This window comes from Pseudomonas sp. DCB_AW, from assembly GCF_026240895.1.
GTDB classification, from domain to species: domain Bacteria; phylum Pseudomonadota; class Gammaproteobacteria; order Pseudomonadales; family Pseudomonadaceae; genus Aquipseudomonas; species Aquipseudomonas kermanshahensis.
On sequence record NZ_JAPFCE010000006.1, the window covers coordinates 1 to 24,200 of the forward strand.

At 64.1% G+C, this 24,200-nt stretch carries 23 protein-coding genes; 15 read left to right on the forward strand and 8 right to left on the reverse strand.

Features of this window, described 5'->3' with window-relative positions; all coding sequences use genetic code 11:
* Positions 1–140 precede the first annotated feature (140 nt).
* The 4 genes from OO306_RS06005 to OO306_RS06020 are packed head-to-tail and all read right to left on the reverse strand — an operon-like array spanning position 141 to position 3,882.
* Positions 141–932 carry an ABC transporter permease gene (locus tag OO306_RS06005; RefSeq protein ID WP_265968042.1) on the reverse strand — a complete coding sequence of 264 codons (792 nt, stop codon included), beginning with the start codon at positions 930–932 and terminating at the stop codon, positions 141–143.
* Positions 932–1,678: an ABC transporter ATP-binding protein gene (locus OO306_RS06010; RefSeq protein ID WP_265968043.1), complete on the reverse strand. Its 747-nt coding sequence runs from the start codon at positions 1,676–1,678 to the stop codon at positions 932–934. The genes OO306_RS06005 and OO306_RS06010 overlap by 1 nt, the downstream gene beginning before the upstream one ends.
* On the reverse strand, positions 1,675–2,664 hold the full coding sequence (locus OO306_RS06015) for a YVTN family beta-propeller repeat protein (RefSeq protein ID WP_099453848.1): 990 nt from the start codon (positions 2,662–2,664) through the stop codon (positions 1,675–1,677). The genes OO306_RS06010 and OO306_RS06015 overlap by 4 nt, the downstream gene beginning before the upstream one ends.
* A gap of 30 nt (positions 2,665–2,694) precedes the next feature.
* Positions 2,695–3,882, reverse strand: a complete 1,188-nt coding sequence (locus tag OO306_RS06020) for an ABC transporter substrate-binding protein (RefSeq protein WP_099429609.1) — start codon at positions 3,880–3,882, stop codon at positions 2,695–2,697.
* Between the two features lie 165 nt (positions 3,883–4,047).
* Between OO306_RS06020 and OO306_RS06025 the strand changes: the two genes are divergently transcribed.
* Together OO306_RS06025 and OO306_RS06030 are read left to right on the forward strand one after the other, a co-directional pair.
* Positions 4,048–5,322 carry a HAMP domain-containing sensor histidine kinase gene (locus OO306_RS06025; protein WP_265968044.1) on the forward strand — a complete coding sequence of 425 codons (1,275 nt, stop codon included), beginning with the start codon at positions 4,048–4,050 and terminating at the stop codon, positions 5,320–5,322.
* A complete protein-coding gene (locus OO306_RS06030) occupies positions 5,322–5,960 on the forward strand; it encodes a response regulator transcription factor (protein WP_027596441.1) in 639 nt (212 codons plus the stop codon). Before OO306_RS06025 ends, OO306_RS06030 begins: the two co-directional genes overlap by 1 nt.
* Before the next feature lie 177 nt (positions 5,961–6,137).
* Here OO306_RS06030 and OO306_RS06035 read toward each other — a convergent pair whose 3' ends face one another.
* Positions 6,138–6,794, reverse strand: a complete 657-nt coding sequence (locus tag OO306_RS06035) for a pentapeptide repeat-containing protein (RefSeq protein ID WP_265968045.1) — start codon at positions 6,792–6,794, stop codon at positions 6,138–6,140.
* Positions 6,795–6,859: 65 nt separating this feature from the next.
* A complete protein-coding gene (gene exaA, locus OO306_RS06040) occupies positions 6,860–8,755 on the reverse strand; it encodes a quinoprotein ethanol dehydrogenase (protein WP_033694345.1) in 1,896 nt (631 codons plus the stop codon).
* Between the two features lie 254 nt (positions 8,756–9,009).
* Here exaA and pedF point away from each other — a divergent pair, with 254 nt between their 5' ends.
* From pedF to OO306_RS06105, 13 genes are all read left to right on the forward strand, one after another.
* On the forward strand, positions 9,010–9,471 hold the full coding sequence (gene pedF / locus OO306_RS06045; protein ID WP_027596444.1) for a cytochrome c-550 PedF: 462 nt from the start codon (positions 9,010–9,012) through the stop codon (positions 9,469–9,471).
* Between the two features lie 5 nt (positions 9,472–9,476).
* Complete coding sequence (locus OO306_RS06050) at positions 9,477–10,352, forward strand: ABC transporter substrate-binding protein (RefSeq protein WP_265968046.1); 876 nt, start codon at positions 9,477–9,479, stop codon at positions 10,350–10,352.
* Positions 10,349–11,110 carry a quinoprotein dehydrogenase-associated SoxYZ-like carrier gene (locus OO306_RS06055; protein WP_027596446.1) on the forward strand — a complete coding sequence of 254 codons (762 nt, stop codon included), beginning with the start codon at positions 10,349–10,351 and terminating at the stop codon, positions 11,108–11,110. The genes OO306_RS06050 and OO306_RS06055 overlap by 4 nt, the downstream gene beginning before the upstream one ends.
* A gap of 41 nt (positions 11,111–11,151) precedes the next feature.
* Complete coding sequence (locus OO306_RS06060; protein WP_099429604.1) at positions 11,152–12,090, forward strand: quinoprotein relay system zinc metallohydrolase 1; 939 nt, start codon at positions 11,152–11,154, stop codon at positions 12,088–12,090.
* A 277-nt stretch (positions 12,091–12,367) separates the two neighbouring features.
* Positions 12,368–14,182, forward strand: coding sequence for a PQQ-dependent alcohol dehydrogenase PedH (gene pedH, locus OO306_RS06065; RefSeq protein ID WP_265968047.1), 1,815 nt, complete (start codon positions 12,368–12,370; stop codon positions 14,180–14,182).
* A gap of 135 nt (positions 14,183–14,317) precedes the next feature.
* The gene (locus OO306_RS06070) at positions 14,318–15,838 is read left to right on the forward strand and encodes an aldehyde dehydrogenase family protein (RefSeq protein WP_265968048.1); all 1,521 of its coding nucleotides are present in this window, start codon (positions 14,318–14,320) and stop codon (positions 15,836–15,838) included.
* Between the two features lie 232 nt (positions 15,839–16,070).
* A complete protein-coding gene (gene pqqA, locus OO306_RS06075) occupies positions 16,071–16,142 on the forward strand; it encodes a pyrroloquinoline quinone precursor peptide PqqA (RefSeq protein WP_003253598.1) in 72 nt (23 codons plus the stop codon).
* Positions 16,143–16,195: 53 nt separating this feature from the next.
* Complete coding sequence (pqqB, locus tag OO306_RS06080) at positions 16,196–17,110, forward strand: pyrroloquinoline quinone biosynthesis protein PqqB (protein ID WP_265968049.1); 915 nt, start codon at positions 16,196–16,198, stop codon at positions 17,108–17,110.
* A gap of 31 nt (positions 17,111–17,141) precedes the next feature.
* On the forward strand, positions 17,142–17,894 hold the full coding sequence (pqqC, locus tag OO306_RS06085) for a pyrroloquinoline-quinone synthase PqqC (RefSeq protein ID WP_027596451.1): 753 nt from the start codon (positions 17,142–17,144) through the stop codon (positions 17,892–17,894).
* Entirely contained in the window at positions 17,891–18,163 is a 273-nt protein-coding gene (pqqD, locus tag OO306_RS06090) for a pyrroloquinoline quinone biosynthesis peptide chaperone PqqD (protein ID WP_099429600.1), read from the forward strand. The genes pqqC and pqqD overlap by 4 nt, the downstream gene beginning before the upstream one ends.
* Positions 18,141–19,283, forward strand: coding sequence for a pyrroloquinoline quinone biosynthesis protein PqqE (gene pqqE / locus OO306_RS06095; protein ID WP_265968052.1), 1,143 nt, complete (start codon positions 18,141–18,143; stop codon positions 19,281–19,283). Before pqqD ends, pqqE begins: the two co-directional genes overlap by 23 nt.
* 89 nt (positions 19,284–19,372) lie before the next feature.
* Positions 19,373–20,536, forward strand: coding sequence for an alcohol dehydrogenase-like regulatory protein ErcA (gene ercA, locus OO306_RS06100; protein WP_238214776.1), 1,164 nt, complete (start codon positions 19,373–19,375; stop codon positions 20,534–20,536).
* Entirely contained in the window at positions 20,520–22,247 is a 1,728-nt protein-coding gene (locus OO306_RS06105) for a NahK/ErcS family hybrid sensor histidine kinase/response regulator (RefSeq protein ID WP_265968054.1), read from the forward strand. Before ercA ends, OO306_RS06105 begins: the two co-directional genes overlap by 17 nt.
* Positions 22,248–22,396: 149 nt before the next feature.
* On the opposite strand, the gene OO306_RS06110 is transcribed toward OO306_RS06105, so the two are convergent.
* Both OO306_RS06110 and OO306_RS06115 read right to left on the reverse strand, forming a co-directional pair.
* On the reverse strand, positions 22,397–23,062 hold the full coding sequence (locus tag OO306_RS06110; RefSeq protein WP_265968055.1) for an RraA family protein: 666 nt from the start codon (positions 23,060–23,062) through the stop codon (positions 22,397–22,399).
* Between the two features lie 99 nt (positions 23,063–23,161).
* The gene (locus tag OO306_RS06115; RefSeq protein WP_265968056.1) at positions 23,162–24,061 is read right to left on the reverse strand and encodes a LysR family transcriptional regulator; all 900 of its coding nucleotides are present in this window, start codon (positions 24,059–24,061) and stop codon (positions 23,162–23,164) included.
* Positions 24,062–24,200: the final 139 nt, after the last annotated feature.

Sequence of the window (24,200 nt, forward strand, 5' to 3'; positions counted from 1 at the left end):
TCCTTCACTCAGCACGGACCGGTAGGAGCAGCCTTGTGCTGCGAAGAGGCCGGCAACAGCAGCGAAGATTCTCTGTGTTGTCACTGGCCTCTTCGCAGCACAAGGCTGCTCCTACAGGGATTTTCGCAAGGCATGAGGGGTCAGCGCGGCTTGCGCAGCGCTGCGTGCTGGGGGTTGAAGGTCAGTATCGCGAGCAGGGTGAACAGCACGGTCAGGCCCAGGCAGACCGTCAGCGCCAGCGGATTGAAGCGTTCGTACAGGGCAAAGCGCACCAGTTCCACGGCGTGAGTGAAGGGGTTCAGGGCGCACAGCCAATACAGCCACTGGCTGGCCTCGCGCATCTTCCACAGCGGGTACAGCGCCGAGGACAGGAAAAACAACGGGAAGATCACGAAATTCATCACCCCGGCAAAGTTTTCCAACTGGCGAATCGCATTCGACAGCAACAGCCCCAGGGCGCTGAGCATCAGGGCCACCAGCAACAAGGCCGGCAGCGCCAGCAACAACCCCGCAGCTGGGGGCTGCACGCCATACAGCCAGGCGATGGCGAGAAACGCATAAACCTGTAGCAGGGAAATCAACGAGGTCGCCAGCAGCTTGCTGCCGAGCAGAAACGCGCGCGGCAAGGGGCTGGTCAGCAGCACGCGCATACTGCCCATCTCGCGGTCATAGACCATCGACAGCGAGCCCTGCATGCCGTTGAACAGCAGAATCATGCAGGCAAGGCCGGGGATGATGTACACCTCGTAGGGGATGTAGGTGTCGTAGGGCTCGATGATTGCTATGCCCAGGGCCGCACGAAACCCGGCGGCAAACACCAGCAACCACAGCAGAGGGCGTACCAGGGCGCTGAGAAACCGCGTGCGCTGCAACACGAACCGCAGGCATTCGCGCAGCAGGATGCCGTTGAAACATTGCCAGTAGGCGTTCATCAGGCCTTCACTCCTGGGGTGGGGCCGGGCGCGCGGGTCAGGCGCGCGAAGGCGTTGTCGAGGTCGCCGCCGTGCGCTTGGCTCAGGGCATCAGCGGTGCCACTGGCCACCAGGCGCCCCTGGTGCAGGATCAGCAGGTCATCACTGGGCTGCACCTCATCCAGCAGGTGGGTGGTCCAGAGCACACTCAGCCCCTGCTCGCGGCACAGGTGCCGAAGGTGCTGGTTGAGCGCCAGGCGGCTGGCCGGGTCGAGGCCGACGCTGGCTTCGTCGAGCAACAGCAAGCGCGGTTCGTGGAGCAGGGCGCGGGCAATTTCCACCCGGCGCCGGTGCCCGATATTCAGCGCACGAACGGGCTCGCGCCGGCGCTCGTCGAGGCCCTGGCGGGCCAGTTCGGCCTCGACCCGCAGGTTGCCCTGGCGCCGCGACAGGCCATGCAACGAGGCGTGGTAGCGCAGGTTCTGTTCGACGCTCAGGTCCAGGTCCAGGGTGCTTTGCTGAAACACCACGCCCAGTTGTCGCAACGCCGGGCGCGCCGCGTTGCGCAACGAGCAGCCGCAGACGCGGATGTCGCCCTGTTGCACGTCGTAAAGCCGGGTGAGCAGTGCGATCAAGGTCGACTTGCCGGCGCCATTGGGGCCCAGCAACGCAGCAAAACCCCCAGGCGCCACACTGAACCCCACGTGCTTGAGCGCCTCGCGCTGGCCGTAGGCGAAACTCACGTCACTGACGTCGAGGGTATTCATGGCGTGACCACCACGCCCCAGGGGTAGCGCCCGACCTTTACCGACTTGAGCACCTTGAGGGTTTTGGTATCGATCACCGAGACGTCGCCGCTGACCCCGTTGGTGGCCAGCAATTGGCTTTGGTCTGGGGTGAACGCCAGCTGCCAGACCCGCCGCCCAACCAGCAGGTAGTCCAGCACCTCGTAAGTCTTGGCATCGATCACCGCCACATGGTTGGCCGGGCCCAGGGCGACGAACGCGTACTGGCCATCGGCGCTGAGCTTGATGCCCACCGGCTGGACTTTGTCCGGGTGCACGCCCTTGATCTGGAAGTTCAGGGTTTTCAGCACCTGGCGCGTGGCCACGTCGAGAATGGTCACCGTGCCGCCGATTTCCGCCGAGGCCCAGAGCCGCGAGCCATCCTGGTTGAACTCGACGAAGCGCGGCCGTTGATCCACCAGGGTGCTGTCGGCCAGGGTCTGGGTGCTGGTGTCGATCCAGTGCAGCATGTTGGTGGTTTCGCTGGTATTGACCGCCCACTTGCCATCGGGGCTTACCGCCATGCCCTCGGGCTCGATGCCGACGTTGATCTGCCCGAGCACTTTGTCGGTTTCGGTGTCGATCACCGTTACCAGTGCGTCGTCTTCGTTTGACACATACAGCCAGCGGTCATTGGGGTGCAGGGCGAACTGCTCGGGGTCCTTGCCGGAGGGCAGTTCCTTGATGATCTTGCGGGTGGCAACGTCCATCACCTGCACCCGGTCCGAATCGCTGGCGCAGATGTACAGCCGCTTGTTGTCGTGGGACAGCAGCAGGCCACGTGGGCGCTGGCCCACGGGCAGGGTCTCGGTAACTTCCAGGCTTTGCAGGTCGATCAGGCTAAGGCTGTTGTCCTTCTCGTTCGAGACCCAGGCGGTGGCGGCGCTGGCGTGCCCGGTGGCAAGCGCCAGCGCGCCGGCCAGCAGGGTGGGGAAAAGCACAGGCCGGTAGCAAAGGGGGCGACGCATGGCGGAATCCTTTTTTTGTGATTATCGGTTTCAGGGGTAGCCGCAGGTCACTTCGGGCTTGTCGAAGCCCAAGCTGTCCATTTCGTTGAAGGGGTGCAGGAAGCCCTCCTGGGGCGAAGTGCTGACCAGCGCGCGGGGCTGAACCAGCGGGATGGGTTGGCGCAGTTCGCCGTTCCATGGGCGGTAGCTGAGCTTGCGGCCCTTGAAGCCATCCAGCGGCAGCTGGTCGCTGAGCAGCAGTTGCTGCAGGGCGCGTGGCTCGGCCTGGCGCAGTTTGCTGACGGCGCTGGCGATGCTGCGCACGGCCATCCAGGCGGCGAAGTCGCGGTCGTTCATCCAGCGTCCGGCCTGGGCTTCGAAGCGTTTTTGCAACTGCGCCGCGCCAAAGGTTTCCACGGTCTTGTGCCAGCCGGTGGGGGTCAGGCCCTGGGTGCCGGCCACGGGGCGGGGGTACCAGGTCTGGTAGGGCAGGTATTCGCCGAAGTCGCCGCGTTCGTCGGCCACCAGCACCACGTCGTACTCGGCGGTTTGGGTGAACAGTGGCATGTCGGCTTGGGCGCTGCGGCGCTGGTCGTTGTCGAAGCGCCAGGTTTTTTCCGCCACCAGCTGCACGCCGAAGCGCTTCACCGCCCGGCGCAGGGCTGCGGCGTAGGCCTGGTCATCTTCGGTCTGGCCGACGACAAGCAACGCCCGCTGCCATTTGCGCAGTACCAGAAACTGCGCCAGGGCATCGGCCAGCATGGCGCGGCTGGGCAGGCTATGCAGCACATTGCCCAGGCACTGGCTGCTGCGCAGGCTGTCGTCGGGGCTGCCGGCGTTGAACAGCAGGCTGTCGGGCAGGGCGGCAGACAGTGCGCGCAGGCTGGCGGCCGGCGCGTTCACCACGAACAGCCGCAGGCCTTGGTCATGCTGGGCCTTGGCGGCTTGCAACAGGGCCTCGGGGCTGTCTAGTTGGGTGCTGGCAAGGGTGAACGCCTGCTTGAGAAAACGCCCCGTGCTGTTGCTGTCGACAATCGCCAGCTCGGCGCCCTGCAGCCCCGCGTCGGCGGGCTCGGGGATGATGTTGGACAGCAGCGGGCCGGGGTCGGGGCGATAGCCCAGGTAGCCGATGCGCACCTGCAATTGCTGCTCTGGCGGGGCGGCCGATGCGAAGGCCGAACACAGCGCCGTGGCCAGGGCCAGCAGGCAGGTCAGGGCAAGAGGGGCAGGCTGGCGCATAAACGCACTCCACGGCAGATGGCGCCAGCATAGGAAGCCGGCCGGGAGGGGGAAATATGCAGAAAGTAGCGCTCGGCCAGTACCAAGGTAGTAAATCACCGCTAAGGCCTCGGTTTTACGATGGGTCGCAGCCCTGGCCGCGTTCACCCGGAGGAAAACTGCCCAATGCGCCTCATCAACCTGTCGGCCCCGTGGCGGATCAACCTGTGGGTCACGTTCTTTTTCGCCTTGGTCACCTTGGCCTGTGGCGGGTTGCTGCTGCACCAGGCGGTGGCCGATGTCGAGCGCGAATTGCAGTCTGCCGAAGCTGTGGTGGCGTACCTCGCCGACACGGCCGAACGCGACCCGGCGAGCCTGCAACCGCGGCTGACTCAGAGCCTGCGCCACGTGCGGGTGCACTGGCTGGCGGCGGGCGAAACCGCGCAGATGCCGCGGGAGGCCGGCCTGGATGCCTGGCTGGGGCGCCAGCTGTTCGGTGATCGCCGCCACAGCACCCGCTTGCTGGACTTGAGCGAGGGGCGCCGGGTACTCATCGCCGTGGATGCGCGGGATGAAATCGACGAAGTCCGGGATTCCCTGCAGCAGTTGCTGGGCTTGTGTGGCCTGGCCTTGCTCGTGAGCCTGTTGACCATCCGCTGGGCGGTGCGGCGCGGCATGGGCCTGCTGGATGAACTGCTGCGTGCGTTGCGCCAGGTCTCGGGTGGGCAGTTGACCACTCGCCTGCGCGAATCCGGCCTGCCAGAGGCACGCCAGTTGGCGGCGCACTTCAACCGCATGACCGCGACCCTGGAGCAGACCCGGGCTGACAATGCCCAGCTCACCCAAACCCTGTTGGCAGTACAGGAACAGGAACGCACTCACCTGGCGCAGGCCCTGCACGATGACCTCGGGCAGTACCTGGCGGGTATCCGCGCCCAGGTCTGCCTGCTGCGCCTGGTGGCAGGCGAGCCGACGGTGGTGGAGCAGACCGCGCAAGCCCTGGAGCTTAATTGCGAACGCCTGCAGCAGGGCTTTCGTGCCTTGGTACACGACTTGTATCCGGTGGCGTTGCAACACGTGCCATTGGCCGAAGCCTTTGGTGTGCTGGTGAGCCAATGGCAGGCCAGCCAGGGCATCGATTGCCGTTTGCGGGTCGGTGAGCGCCTGCCGGTGCTGCCTGGGCCCAGCCGAACGCATTTGTATCGCCTGCTGCAGGAGGCGTTGACCAACGTTGCCCGGCATGCCGGCGCCAGCCAGGTGCGGGTGCGCCTGCAACGCAGCGCCAAGGGCTTGCGCCTGTTGGTGCGTGACAACGGCTGCGGCGCGAGCCAGCCCCAGCGTCCCGGCGTAGGCCTGCATTCGATGGCCGAGCGCGCGCGCAGCCTGGGCGGCGAATTACGCATCCTGAGTCGCCCGGGTGCCGGCTGGGCGTTGGCCCTGAACATTCCCATGGAGGCCTGATGAATATCGTATTGGTGGATGACCACGCCGTGGTGCGCCAGGGTTATGCCAGCCTGTTGCGGGCGGTGCTGCCGGCGATGGAAGTGCGCGAGGCCGCCAGCGGCGAAGAGGCGCTGGTGCGGGTTCAGGAGCAAGTACCGAACCTGGTGATCATGGACTTCGGCCTGCCCGGCATCAGCGGCCTGGAGACCACCCGCCGGCTGCGTCAGCGCCTGCCGCAACTGCGGGTGCTGTTTTTCAGCATGCATGATGAGCTGCCCCTGGTGCGCCAGGCCCTGGAGGCGGGGGCTTCGGGCTACCTGACCAAGAATTCGGCGCCCCAGGTGTTGATCGAGGCGGTGCACCGGGTGTTGGCCGGGCATGCCTATATCGAGCAGCCTTTAGCCACACAGCTGGCCTGCACACCGCAACAGAACGCCAGCGACCCGCGCTTGCAGCGCATGACCCAGCGCGAGTTGGAGATTTTCGTGATGCTGGCCAAGGGCACCCCGGTGCGGGTGATTGCCGAACAGCTGTGCATCAGTGCCAAGACCGTTTCCAATCACCTGACCTTGCTCAAGAGCAAGTTGCAGGTGAGTTCCCATGCTGAGCTGGTGCATCTGGGGATTGATCTGGGGGTGGTGCGGGTGGCGGGGTGAGGTTTTGTGGTGGTTGTCCGGGCCTCGGACAAACACATGACTCATGGATTTAGCAGGGCCCCTGTGGGAGCGGGCTTGCCCGCGAACACCGGCGAAGCCGGTGCCAGGCACCGAGTCGCCTTCTTCGCGGGCAAGCCCGCTCCCACAGGTGACCGAGTCGCTGCAGACGGGCTGCGCTCACTTGTCCCAGGTTTCAGGGCATCCCTTGCACCCTTCCATGTTGGCCTCCTGAAAATTCCCATAATGCTGCCGCGCACCGCGCAGGTCGGCTTGCGCCAAGTTGCTCTGGCCAAACTTGGCTTCCTGAAGGTTGGCATCGCCGAGGTTGGCCCCTTGCAGGTCTGTCTTGCTCAGCCAGGCCATCTCCAGGTCCGCCGCCCGCAGGTTGGCCTGGTGCATGTTCGCCCCGGAAAGCCTGGCGAACTGCAGGTACGCCGCACTGAGGTCGGCCTTCTCGAACTGCGCCCCCTGGGCAAACAGCCCCCAGCCTTGGATGGCAATCAGCGTGCTATGGCTCAGGTCTGCCAACCGCAGGTTGCTTTGCTGCAGGCTGGCGCGGGTCAGGTTGGCGCCCTGCAAGCGGGCCTTTTCCAGGTTGGCCAGGTCCAGGCGGGCATGGCGCAGGTCGGCATCGCGCAGGTCAGCGCCGGCCAGGTTCATCTTGCGCAGGTCCTGGTTGGTCAGGTTGGCGCCACGCAAATTGGCGCCCGGGCACTGGCTGCCTTCGGCAATTACGCAGCCGTTGACGGTCAAGGGGGCATCGTTGTCGTCGTCGGCATTCACGGCCAGGGCAGGGGCAAGGAGCAACAGCAGGGCAAAGGGCAGGTAATTCATGAGCGAAGACTCTCGGTGAAAGGAGGGCAGGTGCGGGGAGGGCGCTGGGCGCTCCCCGCAGGCGATCACCGCTGCGCGGTCTTGTTGTCCCAGCTTGGGATCTTGAACACCCAGAACGAGCCGCCCTGGGCCACCGGCTTGGTCAGTTCGGCCATGTCGCCGCCCCACAGCGGCACCGCGCCGCCATAGCCCACGGTCACGCCGATGTACTGCTCGCCGTCCTGTTCCCAGGTGATGGGTGGCGAGACGATGCCGCTGCCGGTCTGGAACTTCCACAGCTCCTTGCCCGTCTTGGCGTCGAAGGCCTTGAAGAAGCCGTCGCCAGTGCCGGTGAACACCAGGTTGCCCTTGGTCGCCAGTACGCCGGCCCACAGTGGCAGGTGCTCTTTGTGCTCCCAGACCAGCTTGCCGGTGGCCGGGTCCATGGCGCGCAAGGTGCCGACGTGGTCGTCATACATACGCTTGATGCGAAAGCCCATGCCCAGGTAGGCCGAGCCCTTCTTGTAGTTCACTTCTTCGGTCCAGTACTCCTCCTTCCACTGGTTGCCGGGGATGTAGAACAGGCCGGTGTCCTGGCTGTAGGCCATGGGGTTCCAGTTCTTGCCACCCAGGAACGGCGGCGAAACTTCCACCGGCTTGCCCTTGGTTTCACCCGGCAGCGGCTTGGCTGGCCGCTGGCCGGGGTTTTCCACCGGGCGCCCGGTCTTGAGGTCGATATGGCTGGCCCAGGTGATGTTGTCGACGAAGGGGAAGGCGTTCTGCAATTTGCCGTTGTTGCGGTCCACCACGTAGAAGAAGCCGTTGCGGTCGGCGTGGCCGGTGGCCTTGACCACCTTGCCGTCCTTGTCTTTGTAATCGAACAGCACCAGCTCGTTGTTGCCGGAGAAGTCCCAGGCATCGTTCGGCGTGTGCTGGTAGAACCACTTCACCTCGCCGGTGCTGGGGTCGACGCCGACCTGGCCCGAGGTGTAGAGGCTGTCGTAGTCGTGGGGGTTGCCGTCCTTGGACGTGCGCGCCCAGGTGTTCCAAGGGCCAGGGTTGCCAGCACCGACGATGATGGTGTTGCTCTCGGGGTCGAAGCTGGCGCTCTGCCAGGGTGCGCCCCCGCCGTGGCTCCAGGCCTCGACCTTGCCGGTCTCGGTGGTCGGGTCGTCTGGCCAGGACGGCGCCTTGACATCGCCGGTCGGGGTGCTGTCCTTGCCGTTCAGGCGGCCCATGTGGCCTTCGACGAAGGGCCGCATCCACACTTCTTCACCGGTGTCCGGGTCGCGGGCGAACAACTGGCCGACCACACCGAACTCATCGCCGGAGCTGCCGTGGATCAGCAACACCTTGCCGCTGGTCTTGTCTTTGATCAGCACTGGGGCGCCGGTCATGGTGTAGCCGGCGCTGTGGTCGCCGAACTTCTTGTTCCACACCACCTTGCCGGTGCGCTTGTCGAGGGCGATGAGGCGGGCGTCGAGGGTGCCGAAGTAGATCTTGTCGCCGAAGATGGCCGCCCCGCGGTTGACCACGTCGCAGCACGGGCGAATGTTGTCTGGCAGGCGGTGGTTGTAGGTCCACAGGCGTTTGCCGGTCTTGGCATCGAGGGCAAATACCCGCGAGTAGGAGCCGGTGACGTAGACCACGCCATCGCTGACGATGGCCTGGGATTCCTGGCCGCGCTGTTTTTCGTCGCCGAAAGAATAGGACCAGGCCGGGGTCAGCTTGAACACGTTCTGGTCGTTGACCTGGGCCAGTGGGCTCCAGCGCTGGGCATTGGTGCCCATGCCGTATTGCAGCACGTCCTGGGTAGTCAGGTGGTCGTTGGCGATGTCTTCCCAGGTCACGTTCTTGCTGGCAGGTGCCGCGGGGGCGGTGGCTGCGGTGGCCGCCGTGCAGAGGGCAAGGCTACCGGCCAGCAGCAGGGCCCGCACGCTGAGGGCCAGAGGGGAAAGGGCGGGTAGCGATCTTATTGTCATGGTTGCAGTTCCCTGTGGAGGTTTTGGCCTGCACAGGGTGGCGGCGGGACGGCGGCTGGGGATACGGAAAAAGTCCCGCCCTTGCCGGGAATAGTTCCCGGGCGGCACCTCATTTGGCCCTTCGCCACAAGCCCTACTACCAAGGGAGTAAGGCCCGGCCACCAAAGCAGCATACGGCCACGCGCGGGCTGTTTCTAAGATGGCGGCACGGCCTCTGTGGTTGAGGCCTTGCGTGCAATCTTGAGGGCATAACAATGACAAAAAAACGCAACGTCTTGCTCGCTACAGGCCTGCTGGCCGGTGCTTTGCTGACGGGCACGGTGTGGGCTCATGGCAATGTGGTGCCCCAGGCGGTGGAAACCCAGGGCCTGACCCCGATCAAAGACGCTGGGGTAAGCCTGGACGGCGACGGCTGGGCCGCGGTCAACCCTTACCGCACCTCCCCAGAGCACGACAAAGCCGTGGAAATCGGCGCCTCGGCCTACAACCAGAACTGCGCCGCTTGCCATGGCCTGGAAGCCAAGTCTGGCGGTATCGCCCCGGATTTGCGCCTGCTCGATGTGGGCGAGGCCGGGGATGAGTGGTTCGTCGAGCGGGTGCGCCACGGCGCGGTGCGTGACGGGCGGGTGTACATGCCGAAGATGGCCGATTACCTGAGCCAGGAAGCCCTGTGGGCGGTACGCACCTACCTGGACAGCGTGCACGTCGAGGAGTGATCGCCATGCGTCTGTCGGCCGTGCTGTTGAGTGGCCTGCTGCTGTGCTGTGCGGCAGTGCAGGCTCAGGTGCGCAACTACGACGCGATCATCGCTGCCGGTGAATTGAAGGTGGCGGTGTACAAGGATTTCGCGCCCTACAGCTTCGAGGACCACGGCCAGCCGCGTGGCGTCGATGTGGAGCTGGCGCAAGCGCTGGCCACGGCCTTGGGGGTGCACCTGCAATTGATCTGGGCGCCGCCAGGGGAAAAGCTCGACGACGACCTGCGCGACTACATCTGGCGCGGCAGCCCGCTGCGCCACCAGCAGTTGGCCGACCTGATGATGCGGGTGCCCTACGACCACGCCTACGCGCAGAAGCGCAACGAGCTGGGCGAGCTGGAAAACGCCCAGGTGGTGATGTTCGGGCCCTATCAGGAGGAGCGCTGGCAGGTGGCCTATGACCGCCGCCGCCTGCCCTCGGTGGCCAGTGTCGCGGTGTTCCAGCAGCACCCCATCGGGGTCGAGGTGGACAGTGTGCCGTCGTTCTACCTGACCTCGGTGTTCAACGGCATGCTCAGCGCCAACACCCACCATTACCCCAGCGTGCAACAGGCGTTCGGCGCGCTACAGGCCGGCCACGTGGACGCGGTGATGGCGATGCGCGGCGAGGTTGACTGGCAGTTGCATCAGGCCGCCGACCCGCAACTGGCCCTGGCGGAAAACGCCTACCCGAACCTGGGCAAGCAGGCATGGGACATCGGCATGGCAGTGCATGAAAGCAACCGGCAGTTGGCCTATGCGGTGGAGGAAGCCCTCGAGGCGATGATCCGCGATGGCCGGCTGAAGGCGCTGTACGCCACCTACGGCCTGCGCTACGAGGTCCCGGAGATGTACCAATGAACTGGCGGGCGACATTACTGCTGGCCTGCTGGATGCCTTGGGCAGCCCAGGCCGGTGAACCGAGCAGCAAGACCGACCCGGTGCCCTCGGTGATGTGGGATTTCTACCACAAGCAACTGCTGGGGCAAGCGCCGTTCGTTTTCGATGAGCGGGTCAAGCTGCTGGCGCCGCCCTTTGCCGAGGACGCCCGGCAAGTGCCGCTGGAGATCGACGCCCGCGCATTCGCGGGTGACGTGGTACGGATTCTCGCCTGGGCCGAACTCAACCCCCTGCCGCGTATTGTCGACTTCGAGCCTGGCGAACGTGTGCTGCCGTGGCTGTCGATCCGCATCCGCATCGAACAAGCCACGCCGCTGCGCGCTGCGGTGCTGACGCGTGACGGCGTGTGGCATGTCGGTTCGACCCTGATCGATGCAGCTGGCGGTGGTTGTACCGCGCCCAGCGTGGTGCGCACCCAGCCTGGCTGGGAGGAGCATGTCGGTGAGGTGCTGGGCGGGCGCTACCCGCGCGGTGATGGCAGCCGCTTGCGCCTGCAGGTGTCCCACCCGATGGACAACGGCCTGGTCAGCGGCATCCCTGAGTTCTTCCTCGAACATGCCGAATTGCAAGGCGCGGATGGCCAGCGCCTGGCCAGCCTCGCGCTGTATCCGGCAGTCAGCGAGAACCCCAACCTGGGGTTCGATATCCAGGGCCCCGGGCTTACCCGGCTGCTGTTGCGGGACAACAGCGGTAACCAGTTCGAAGCGGCGGTGCCGTGAGCGCGTTGCTTGCCTTCACCCCCTGATCAGAGGCGCCTGTCATGCGTTGGATGCTGCTGTTGTTGCTGTGCCTGGGCCTACCGGCCTGGGCGGACCTGGACTATCGACTCACGCCCCGGCAAATCGCGGAAGGCACTTGGCTGCTGGAGGGCAGCACCGACAATTTCGCCAAGGCCAATGGCGGCAATATCGTCAATACCGCGTTCATCGTCACCGACAGCGGCGTGGTGGTGATCGACAGCGGGCCGTCCAAGCGTTACGGCGAGGCCCTGCGCCAGGCTATTGCCGCGACCACCGACAAGCCGGTGGTCGAAGTGCTGCTGACCCACCATCACCCCGACCATGTGCTGGGCAACCAGGCCTTTACCGACGTGCCCATCGGTGCCCTGGCTGGCACAGGCGACCTGTTGCGCCAGCAGGGCGAGGCGATGGCCGAGAACATGTACCGCCTGGTCGGTGACTGGATGCGCGGCACCGAGGTGGTGCTGCCGACCCGGGTGCTGGAACCGGGTGTGCATGAGGTGGGGGGGCACCGGTTGCGGCTGTTGGCGCTGGGCGGGCATACCGGTGCGGACCTGGCGATTCTCGATGAGAAGACTGGCGTGCTGTTTGCCGGCGATTTGGTGTTTTACGAACGCGCCCTGACCACCCCCAACAGCCCAGGGCTGGACGTTTGGCTCAAGGACCTGGACACCTTGCAGGCCTTGCCCTGGAAGCAGCTCGTGCCGGGGCATGGGCCGGTGGCCAGCGATGCTAAGCCTTTTGCGCAGATGCGTGATTACCTGGGCTGGCTGGATGGCTTGATGCGCGAGGGGGCAGCGCGTGGGGATGACATGGTCGAGATGATCCGCAGCCCGATCCCTGAGCGGTTTGCCGGTATCAGCCTGACCCGTTATGAGTTGATTCGCAGCGTCAGTCACCTGTACCCGCGGTATGAGCGTTTGCGGTTGCAGCGTATCGACGGCAAGCCGCCTCTCTGACCCGAAGAAGCAGCCTACAGGCTGTGGGAGCGGGCTTGTCCCGCGAATGGGGCTACGCGGTGCTTGGCACCGGCTTTGCCGGTGTTCGCGGGGCAAGCCCGCTCCCACAGAGTCCCTGCTACCTCAACAAGCTATGCGCTGTTCTATGAAAGCCCTGTACCAAGGAACTAGAAAACTCCACATTGCGGGCAATTGTTGGCAAGCAGGTCGGGCACAAGAATTCTCGGCACACCGGGAAAATTTCCCGGGCACAACAAAAAAACCAAAGGTAGCCGTCATGACCCGATCCCCACGTCGTCCCTTGTTCGCCGTGAGCCTGGTGCTCAGCGCCATGCTGCTGTCCGGCGCGGCACAGGCCGCTGTCAGCGATGAAGAAATCCTCCAGGACCCGAAAAACCCGCAGCAGATCGTGACCAATGGCCTGGGGGTCCAGGGCCAGCGCTACAGCCCGCTGGACCTGCTCAATGTCGGCAACGTCAAGGAACTGCGGCCAGTCTGGGCCTTTTCGTTCGGCGGTGAAAAGCAGCGCGGCCAGCAGGCCCAGCCGCTGATCAAGGACGGCGTGATGTACATGACCGGCTCCTACTCGCGGGTGTTCGCCGTCGACGCCCGTACCGGCAAAAAGCTCTGGCAATACGATGCACGCCTGCCAGATGACATTCGCCCTTGCTGTGACGTGATCAACCGCGGCGTGGCGCTGTACGGCGACCTGGTGTTCTTCGGCACCCTGGATGCCAAGCTGGTGGCCCTGAACAAAGACACCGGTAAGGTGGTCTGGAGCAAGAAGGTCGCCGACCACAAGGAAGGCTATTCCATCAGCGCCGCGCCGATGATCGTCAACGGCAAGCTGATCACCGGTGTGGCCGGGGGCGAGTTCGGCGTGGTGGGCAAGATCCAGGCGTACAACCCGGAAAACGGCGAGCTGCTGTGGATGCGCCCGACCGTGGAAGGGCACATGGGCTACGTCTACAAAGACGGCAAGGCCATCGAGAACGGTATCTCGGGCGGCGAGGCGGGCAAGACCTGGCCCGGCGACCTGTGGAAGACCGGTGGTGCAGCGCCGTGGCTGGGCGGTTACTACGACCCTGAAACCAACCTGTTGCTGTTCGGCACCGGCAACCCGGCGCCGTGGAACTCCCACCTGCGCCCAGGCGACAACCTGTATTCCTCTTCGCGCCTGGCCTTGAACCCGGACGACGGCACCATCAAATGGCACTTCCAGAGCACGCCCCATGACGGCTGGGATTTCGACGGCGTCAACGAGCTGATCTCGTTCAACTACAAGGACGGCGGCAAGGAGGTCAAGGCTGCCGCAACCGCTGACCGCAACGGCTTCTTCTACGTGCTGGACCGCACCAACGGCAAATTCATCCGCGGCTTCCCCTTCGTCGACAAGATCACCTGGGCAACCGGCCTGGACAAGAATGGCCGCCCGATCTACAACGAGGCCAGCCGGCCAGGGGCACCGGGCACTGAGGCCAAGGGCAGTTCCGTGTTTGTCGCACCGGCTTTCCTCGGCGCCAAGAACTGGATGCCCATGGCCTACAACAGGGACACCGGGCTGTTCTACGTGCCGTCCAACGAATGGGGCATGGACATCTGGAACGAAGGGATCGCCTACAAGAAGGGCGCGGCGTTCCTCGGGGCCGGTTTCACCATCAAACCGCTCAACGAAGACTACATCGGCGTGCTGCGCGCCATCGACCCCGTCAGCGGCAAGGAAGTGTGGCGCCACAAGAACTTCGCGCCATTGTGGGGCGGGGTGCTGACCACCAAAGGCAACCTGGTGTTCACCGGCACGCCGGAAGGTTTCCTGCAGGCGTTCAACGCCAAGACCGGCGAGAAAGTCTGGGAGTTCCAGACGGGCTCCGGCGTACTGGGCTCGCCGGTGACCTGGGAAATGGACGGCGAGCAGTACGTCTCGGTGCTGTCCGGCTGGGGCGGCGCCGTGCCGCTGTGGGGCGGCGAAGTGGCCAAGCGGGTGAAGGACTTCAACCAGGGCGGCATGCTCTGGACCTTCAAGTTGCCTAAACAGCTGCAGCAAGCGGCCAGTGCCGAGGCGCCAACACCCAGCGCCAAGCCGCAAAGCTGACACCGGGCCGCTTGCGGCCCTACTACCAAATGACGAGAGCTCCGCTGCCAACGATGCATACGTCTGGCACGCGGGGCTTTTTACCATCGGTCCATCGCCTGTCGTTGGACAGGCATCGACCCGCAGAGGCTCAGCATGATCTACGCACAACCCGGAACCCCAGGCGCCATCGTGTCGTTCAAACCCCGCTACGGCAATTTCATCGGCGGCGAGTTCGTGCCGCCGTCCGGTGGCCAGTACTTCACCAACAGCTCGCCGGTCAATGGCCAGCCGATTGCCGAATTCCCGCGCTCCACCGCTGCGGACATCGACCACGCCCTGGACGCCGCGCATGCCGCTGCCGACGCCTGGGGCAAAACCTCGGTGCAAGACCGCGCCCTGGTGCTGCTGAAGATCGCCGACCGCATCGAGCAAAACCTGGAAGTGCTGGCCGTCAGCGAAAGCTGGGACAACGGCAAGGCCGTGCGCGAAACCCTCAATGCCGACGTGCCGCTGGCGGCGGACCACTTCCGTTACTTTGCCGGCTGCATCCGTGCCCAGGAAGGTGGGGCGGCAGAGATCAACGCGCTGACCACGGCCTACCATTTCCACGAACCCCTGGGTGTGGTCGGGCAGATCATCCCGTGGAACTTCCCGCTGCTGATGGCCGCCTGGAAGCTCGCCCCGGCCCTGGCCGCCGGTAACTGCGTGGTGCTCAAACCCGCTGAACAGACCCCGTTGTCGATCACGATTTTCGCCGAGCTGATCGCCGACCTGCTGCCAGCAGGTGTGTTGAACATTGTCCAGGGCTTTGGCCGTGAAGCCGGTGAGGCCCTGGCCACCAGCAAGCGCATCGCCAAGATCGCCTTTACTGGCTCCACCCCGGTGGGCTCGCACATCATGAAATGCGCGGCCGAGAACATCATCCCGTCTACCGTCGAGCTGGGCGGCAAATCGCCGAACATCTTCTTCGAAGACATCATGCAGGCCGAGCCTGCGTTCATCGAAAAGGCCGCCGAAGGCCTGGTGCTGGCGTTCTTCAACCAGGGCGAGGTGTGCACCTGCCCGTCGCGGGCGTTGATCCAGGAATCGATCTACGAGCCGTTCATGGCCGAGGTGATGAAGAAGATCGCCAAGATCACCCGTGGCAACCCGCTGGACACCGACACCATGGTGGGTGCCCAGGCCTCCGAGCAGCAATACGACAAAATCCTCTCCTACCTGGAGATTGCCAAGGAGGAGGGCGCGCAGTTGCTCACCGGCGGCGCTGCCGAGCGGCTCGACGGTGACCTGTCGACCGGGTACTACATTCAGCCGACCCTGCTCAAGGGCCACAACAAGATGCGCGTGTTCCAGGAAGAGATCTTCGGCCCGGTGGTGGGCGTGACCACCTTCAAGGACGAAGCCGAAGCGCTGGCCATCGCCAACGACAGCGAGTTCGGCCTGGGCGCAGGCCTGTGGACCCGTGACATCAACTGCGCCTACCGCATGGGTCGGGCGATCAAGGCTGGCCGCGTGTGGACCAACTGCTACCACCTGTACCCGGCGCATGCGGCGTTTGGCGGTTACAAGAAATCCGGCGTGGGCCGCGAGACCCACAAGATGATGCTCGACCACTACCAGCAGACCAAGAACCTGCTGGTGAGCTATGACATCAATCCGCTGGGCTTTTTCTAAGCCTTGGATGGCCTCGGGGGCTGCTTTGCAGCCCTTCGCAGGCAAGCCAGCTCCTACAAGATCCACACTGATCCAGGCGGGAGCAGTTTGCCCGTGAGTAGGCCGGTACAGAACTAGACACCCCCCTACCAACGCACCCCGCAAGCTCGTTCCAAAGTAGCATTCGGCCCCGCCGCCCCCCGTGCATTAATGCCTCTACCGGAATTGCCCGGCACAAGAAGAGGACCGCCCCATGTGGACTAAACCCGCCTTTACCGACCTGCGCATTGGCTTCGAAGTGACGATGTATTTCGCCAATCGTTGATGGCTCTGCGGCCATCGTAGCGATGGCCGTTCCTTCTTTGGGGATCGTTGTCCATGCACATTCGTGTTCTCGGCTCCGCCGCTGGCGGAGGTTTTCCGCAGTGGAACTGCAACTGTCGCCAATGCGCCGGTGTGCGTAATGGCAGCCTGAGGGCGCAGCGGCGCACGCAGTCTTCGATCGCGGTGAGCGACGATGGCGAGCAGTGGATCCTGTGCAACGCTTCACCCGACATCCGCGCCCAGCTCGAAAGCTTCCCCGCTTTGCAACCGGCGCGCCGCCTGCGCGACACGGCAATTGGCGCGGTGGTGCTGCTGGACAGCCAGATTGACCATTGCACGGGCCTGCTCAGCCTGCGCGAAGGCTGCCCGCACACGGTGTGGTGCACCGAGCGGGTGCATGAAGACCTGAGTAGCGGTTTCCCGCTGTTTACCCTGCTCAAGCACTGGAACGGTGGCTTGCAGTGGCAATGCATCGGCCTGGACCGCGAACCGTTTCGCATCGCTGCCTGCCCAAACCTGCAATTTCGCGCGGTCCCGTTGCTGAGCAACGCGCCGCCGTATTCGCCCAACCGCGGCAACCCGCAATCGGGCGACACCATTGGCCTGCTCATCGAGGACCGGCGCAGTGGTGCCTCGGTGTTCTATGCGCCGGGCCTGGGGCAGGTCGATGCCGAAGTGGCGAGCTGGATGCGCCATGCCGACTGCCTGCTGCTGGACGGCACGCTGTGGCGCGACGACGAGATGCGGGTGTGCGAAGTCGGCCAAAGCCTGGGCAGCGAAATGGGCCACCTGGCGCAGAGTGGCCCGGGTGGCATGCTCGACGTGCTGGAGGGCTTCAGCCGCCAGCGCAAGATCCTCATCCACATCAACAACACCAACCCGATCCTCGATGAAGACTCGGCCGAACGGGCCTTGCTGGATCGGCGGGGGATTGAAGTGGCGTACGACGGCTTGTCTATCACGCTGTAAGGGCTGGCACCGCGCGCCCTGGAGAACCGCAATGACCGACACCCCCATGACACCCCCTGAATTCGAAGCGGCCTTGCGTGCCAAGGGCGCCTATTACCATATCCACCACCCCTTTCATCAGGCGATGTATGCCGGGCGTGCGACCCGTGAGCAGATTCAGGGCTGGGTTGCCAACCGCTTCTACTACCAGGTCAACATCCCGCTCAAGGACGCGGCAATCCTCGCCAACTGCCCGGACCGCGAAGTGCGCCGGCAATGGTTGCAACGGGTGCTCGACCACGATGGCGCGCCGGGCAGCGAAGGCGGCATCGAAGCCTGGTTGCGCCTGGGGGAGGCGGTCGGGCTGACGCGTGAGCGCATCCTCTCCCAGGAGATGGTCCTGCCTGGGGTGCGATTTGCCGTGGACGCCTACGTCAATTTCGCCCGCCGCGCAGGCTGGCAGGAGGCAGCCAGCAGTTCGCTGACCGAACTGTTCGCGCCGCAGATCCACCAGTCGCGCCTGGACAGCTGGCCCCAGCACTACCCGTGGATCGATGCCGCCGGCTACGACTACTTCCGCACGCGCCTGGGCCAGGCGCGGCGCGACGTCGAACATGGCCTGCGCATCACCTTGGCGTATTACGTCACGCGTGCCGGCCAGCAGCGGATGCTGGAGATTTTGCAATTCAAGCTCGACGTGCTCTGGAGCATGCTCGATGCCATGAGCATGGCGTATGAGCTGGAGCGGCCGCCTTATCACAGCGTGACCCAGGAAAACGTCTGGCATCGGGGGATCGCCCTGTGAAACTGATCGATGGCGAACAGGTGCTGGGGTTGCGCCGCGGCTACCGCCTGCAATGGGAGCCGCGCCAGGATTGCCATGTGCTGCTGTACCCCGAGGGCATGATCAAGCTCAATGCCAGCGCCGGTTGGGTGCTGGAGCTGTTGGACGGCCAACGGTGCGTGGCGGCGATCATTGACGGCTTGGCGCAGCGCTTCCCCGATGCACAGGGGCTGGATGAGGATGTGCTGGCGTTTCTGGAGGTGGCCCGTGGCAAGCACTGGATCGAATGACATGCGCCCGGGGCCGCCGCTGTGGCTGCTGGCGGAGCTGACGTACCGCTGCCCGTTGCAGTGCCCGTATTGTTCCAACCCGTTGGACTTTGCCCAACATGGCCAGGAGCTGAGCACTGACGAGTGGATCCGCGTGTTCCGCGAAGCGCGGGCGATGGGCGCCGCGCAGCTGGGCTTTTCCGGCGGCGAACCGCTGGTGCGTCAGGACCTCGCGCAGCTGATCAAGGCCGCGCGGGACATGGGCTACTACACCAACCTGATTACCTCGGGTATTGGCCTGACCGAACAGAAAGTCCGCGACTTCAAGGTCGCCGGGCTCGACCACATCCAGATCAGCTTCCAGGCCGCAGATGAGGCGGTCAACAACATGCTGGCCGGCTCGCGCAAGGCGTTCGCCCAGAAGCTGGCGATGGCCAAGGCAGTCAAGGCCCAGGGTTACCCGATGGTGCTGAACTTCGTGACCCATCGGCACAATATCGACCAGATTGCCGACATCATCGAGCTGTGCCTGGCGTTGCAGGCGGACTTCGTGGAACTGGCGACCTGCCAGTTCTACGGTTGGGCCGAACTCAACCGTGCCGGCCTGCTGCCGACCCGCGAGCAATTGCAGCGGGCCGAAGCCATTACCCAAGCGTATCGCCAGCGGCTGGAGGCCCAGGGGCATCCGTGCAAGCTGATTTTCGTCACGCCGGACTACTACGAAGAACGCCCCAAGTCCTGCATGAACGGCTGGGCCAACCTGTTTCTCGATATCACCCCAGACGGCACTGCGCTGCCGTGCCACAGCGCCCGCCAGTTGCCGGTGGCCTTCCCCAACGTGCGCGAGCACAGCATCGAGCACATCTGGAACGATTCTTTTGGCTTCAACCGCTACCGTGGCAATGACTGGATGAAAGAGCCCTGTCGCTCGTGCGATGAAAAACACCAGGACTTGGGCGGCTGCCGCTGCCAGGCGTACATGCTCACCGGCGATGCCGCCAACGCCGACCCGGTGTGCAGCAAGTCGCCGCACCATGGGGTGATCCTCAAGGCCCGGGAGCAAGCGCAGACCGCAGGGCAGGGCATGGCGCAGCTGACCCTGCGCAACGAGCAAGCGTCGCGGCTGATTTTTCGTGGCTAAGCCGGGCCCCCGCTTTGGTCTGGTTGCTTTCGCTGCGGGATGCTTTACGCTGGCGATTACCTTCCAGAACAATAAGAACAGGCTTTCCAATGAGCCAGAGTTTCAGCCCGCTTCGCAAGTTCGTTTCGCCTGAAATCATCTTTGGTGCCGGCTGCCGGCACAACGTCGCCAATTACGCCAAAACCTTCGGTGCGCGCAAGGTGTTGGTGGTCAGCGACCCCGGCGTAATTGCTGCGGGTTGGGTGGCGGATGTCGAGGCCAGCCTGCAGGCCCAAGGCATCGACTACTGCCTGTACACGGCCGTTTCGCCCAACCCGCGGGTCGAAGAGGTCATGCTCGGCGCTGAGATCTACCGGGAAAACCACTGTGACGTGATCGTCGCCGTCGGCGGCGGCAGCCCGATGGATTGCGGCAAGGCGATCGGCATCGTGGTCGCCCACGGGCGCAGTATTCTCGAGTTCGAAGGGGTGGACATGATCCGCGTGCCCAGCCCGCCGCTGATCCTCATCCCCACCACGGCCGGCACCTCGGCCGACGTGTCGCAGTTCGTGATCATTTCCAACCAGCAGGAGCGCATGAAGTTCTCCATCGTCAGCAAGGCGGTGGTGCCCGACGTCTCGCTGATCGACCCGCAAACCACCCTGAGCATGGACCCGTTCCTGTCTGCCTGCACCGGCATCGATGCGCTGGTGCATGCCATCGAGGCGTTTGTGTCCACCGGCCACGGGCCGTTGACCGACCCGCATGCGCTGGAAGCCATGCGCTTGATCAATGGCAATTTGGTGCAGATGATCGCCAACCCGACCGATATCGCCCTGCGCGAGAAGATCATGCTGGGCAGCATGCAGGCCGGGCTGGCGTTTTCCAATGCGATTCTGGGTGCGGTCCACGCCATGTCCCACAGCCTGGGCGGTTTCCTCGACTTGCCCCATGGCTTGTGCAACGCAGTGTTGGTGGAGCACGTGGTGGCGTTCAACTACAGCTCGGCACCCGAGCGTTTCAAGGTGATTGCCGAGGTGTTCGGCATCGACTGCCGCGGCCTTAACCACCGGCAGATCTGCGGGCGCCTGGTGGAGCACCTGATTGCCCTGAAGCACGCGATCGGCTTCCACGAAACCCTGGGCCTGCATGGGGTGCGTACGTCCGACATCCCGTTCCTGTCGCAACATGCGATGGGTGACCCGTGCATCCTCACCAACCCCCGCGAGTCGAGCCAGCGTGATGTCGAGGTCGTTTATGGCGAGGCCCTCTGACGAGCAGCAGCGGGCGCTCGCCGGGCTGCTGGGGCTGGGCGACCACTCGGCACGCAAGAGCCATTACCCCGAGCTGGCAGCCCGCCTGGACGAGCTGGAGGCCGAACGCAACCGCTATAAATGGCTGTTCGAAAATGCCGTCCACGGCATTTTCCAGGCCAGCCTGCAAGAAGGCATGCGTGCCGCCAACCCCGCGCTGGCGCGCATGCTTGGCTACGACAGCCCGCAGGCGGTGCTGTTTTCCCTGACGGACCTGGCCGCCAACCTGTTTGTTGGCGGCGCCGAAGAGCTGCATGCGATCACTGCAACGCTCGCCCGCGAACACAGCCTGCACGGCTACGAAACCCGCTTGCGGCGCCGCGACGGCAGCCACCTCGATGTGCTGATGAACCTGCTGCTAAAGCCTGGCCACGAAGGGCTGGTCGAAGGCTTTGTCGCCGACATCACTGAACGTAAGCAGGCCCAGCAGCACCTGCAGCAACTCAACGACGAACTCGAACAACGGGTGGCCGCGCGGACCGATGAACTGCTCGAGGCCAACCGCAACCTGCAGCAGCAGATCACCGAGCGTAAAGCGATTGCCCGCGCCCTGCGCGATGCCCGCGACGCCGCCGAAACCGCCAACCGCAGCAAGGACAAATACCTGGCTGCCGCCAGCCATGACCTGCTGCAACCGCTCAATGCCGCCCGCCTGCTGATCTCGACCCTGCGCGAACGGCAGTTGCCGGAGGCGGAGCAGGTGCTGGTGGAGCGCACCCACCAGGCACTGGAAGGCGCCGAAGACCTGCTGACCGACCTGTTGGACATCTCCCGGCTCGATCAGGCGGCGGTCAAGCCCGACGTGGCCTTGTACCGCCTCGACGAACTGTTTGGCCCGCTGGTCTCGGAGTTCAGTTCGGTGGTGGACGCTGAAGGGCTGAAGCTGCGGGCGCACATTGGCGACTATGCCATCAACACCGACCTGCGGCTGATGACACGGATTTTGCGCAATTTTCTCAGCAACGCCTGCCGCTACACCGACGAAGGCAAGATTTTGCTCGGGGCCAGGCGTCGCGGCAGCCACTTGCGCCTGGAGGTCTGGGACACCGGGCGGGGCATTGCCGAAGATCGGTTGGAGGCTGTTTTCCTTGAGTTCAACCAACTGGACGTCGGCCGTGCTGCCGATCGCAAAGGCGTGGGCCTGGGGTTGGCTATCGTCGAGCGGATCGCCAAGATTCTCGGTTACCGCGTCCAGGTACGGTCGTGGCCGGGGCGTGGCTCGATGTTCAGCATCGAGGTACCGATCGGCACAGAAGTGCCGCTGCCTGCTCACCCGGCGATGCCGCAAGCCAGCGCCGGAAACCCGTTACCCGGCCGCCGGCTGCTGGTGTTGGACAACGAAGTGAGCATCCTCGAAAGCATGGGCGCGCTGCTTGGGCAGTGGGGCTGTGAGGTGGTGACTGCGACCGACCAGGCCGGTGCCCTGTTGGCCTTGCGGGGGCAGGCGCCGGAGCTGATCCTGGCGGATTATCACCTGGACCACGGCGTTGTGGGTTGCGAGGTGGTCAGGCACTTGCGCGAGCATTTTGCCGTCGCCATTCCAGCGGTGATCATTACCGCAGACCGCAGCGATCAGTGCCGGCGCGCCTTGCAGAAGCTTGGCGCGCCGCTGCTGAACAAACCCGTCAAACCGGGGAAGTTGCGGGCGGTGTTGAGCCAGTTGTTGGGGTAGGACTGTTAGGGCCAAAGGGGCCGCGCAGCGGCCCTTCGCAGGCAAGCCAGCTCCTACAGGATTATGCTAATTTCAAGGAATGCGCTCCCCCTGTAGGAGCTGGCTTGCCTGCGAAGGGCTGCGCAGCAGCCCCTGGCGATCAGTTCACCTCAGTTCGACAAGCCTGCTTTATCCAGCACCTTATCGAGCCACGACTGGTCCAGTGCACCCGTGGCAATCTCTGCCTTGACGGCCTCTTCGTGAGCTTCGTGTTCGCGCGCTTTGCCTAGCACGAGTTCAGCCACGTTCTGGGGGAAGGCGACGATGCCGTCTTCGTCAGCAACGATGATGTCACCGGGTGAGACGAGCATGCCACCAATCGAAACCGGCACGTTGATTTCGCCCGGCCCGCTCTTGTAAGGGCCGCAGTGCACGACAGCCCGTGCATAGCAAGGGCTGGCCTTGAAGCTTTCAACGTCGCGAATCGCCCCGTCGACGATGAAACCGACGCAGCCACGCTGCTCTGCGTAGAGCTTGATCAACTCGCCGATGACCGCATTGTTGGTGTCACCCTGGGCATCGATGACCAGTACGTGACCGGGTTCGAGCAGCGTCAGTGCCTTGTAGATGAACAGGTTGTCGCCGGGGCGCGTTTTGACGGTCAGCGCAGTGCCGACCAGCTTGCCCGAGGTGTTGTAGCGGGTAAGCCCTCGCGCGCCAATGTGTCGACCCAGGTTGTCGCTGATGTGCGGCGTGACAACCGATCGGAACGATTCGATCACATGCGCAGGGGCGAGTGTTGGCGACGGCAGGATACGAGACCCGGGTAACAGCATGACAATCTCCTGAATGGCTTGACCCAGTGGGGTATGGGTCGATGGTAGGAGAGAACTGCCGTTACTTTTAGCGATATTTATTGATTAAAAAACATCGCCTCAGGCGATGATAAGCCGGGTGAAGTCGCAGGCCTGTTGCGCCAACCGCGCCACTTCATTGCTGAGCCCTTGGTAGCGGTCAGCCCGGTGCACGCAGACATAGCTGATCGGCGGCAGTGGCAAGTCGGTTTGTACGACCTTCAAACGGCCCTGCTCGATCATCGAGCTCATGCATTGCCTGGGCAGGTAGCTGAGCCCGACACCCGAAATCGCCAACCCGACTTGTGCCACCAGGTAGTTGCTGGTGAGCGTCTTGGTCAGCCGCACGTCATGTTCCGCCAGCCAGCGTTCGTAGGTTTTTCCGGTGCCTGAGCTGCCTCCCTGGGTGAGTACCGTAAACGACGACAGCGATTGCAAGTCCATGGGGGCGTCACTCGGGTACAGCGAGGGTGAGCACATCCACGCGTTTTCGACAGAGGCGAGCGGGGTACTGATGAAGCGGGCATCGCGGAAGATGTCAGGCACGATGATCAGGTCAAGCTCGTCAGCCTCGAGCCGGCGCAACAGGTCGGTGCTCAACTCGATCGAGGGTTCCAGATCGACCTTGGGGTAGGTCTGGTGAATCTGATCGACCAGGTTCGGCAACCACGTGAGCGCCGTGAGTTCCGTTACGCCGAGCCTGAAGCGTCGGACCAGCGTTTCTTTCGAGCTGATGCGCTCCAGCAGGTTATCCCGCTGGCGCAACATTTCAACGGCGCAGCCATGCAGCTCCAGGCCTTTTTGGGTCAGCCGGGCGCTGCGTTTCGAGCGGTCGAAGATGGCTACGCCAAAGGCATCCTCGAGTTCTTGCACGCGTTTGGAGATCGCCGATTGAGACATGTTGAGTTTGGCGGCAGCCGCTTCAAAGCTGCCCAGCTCGACAATCCAGTAGATGGCCTCGATTTGCTTCAGCGTGATCATCGCGTGCTCCAGGTGTGAAAAGCCCGTTTCAGAGCGGCCCCGAAGAGATTTCAAGGCAGGTGAGTGAAAGCGATTGTCCACTAAAAGTGATGATAAGTGGTGAGTATTTGTCGCTTTTTTTCTACCTTTGCGGCGCCTA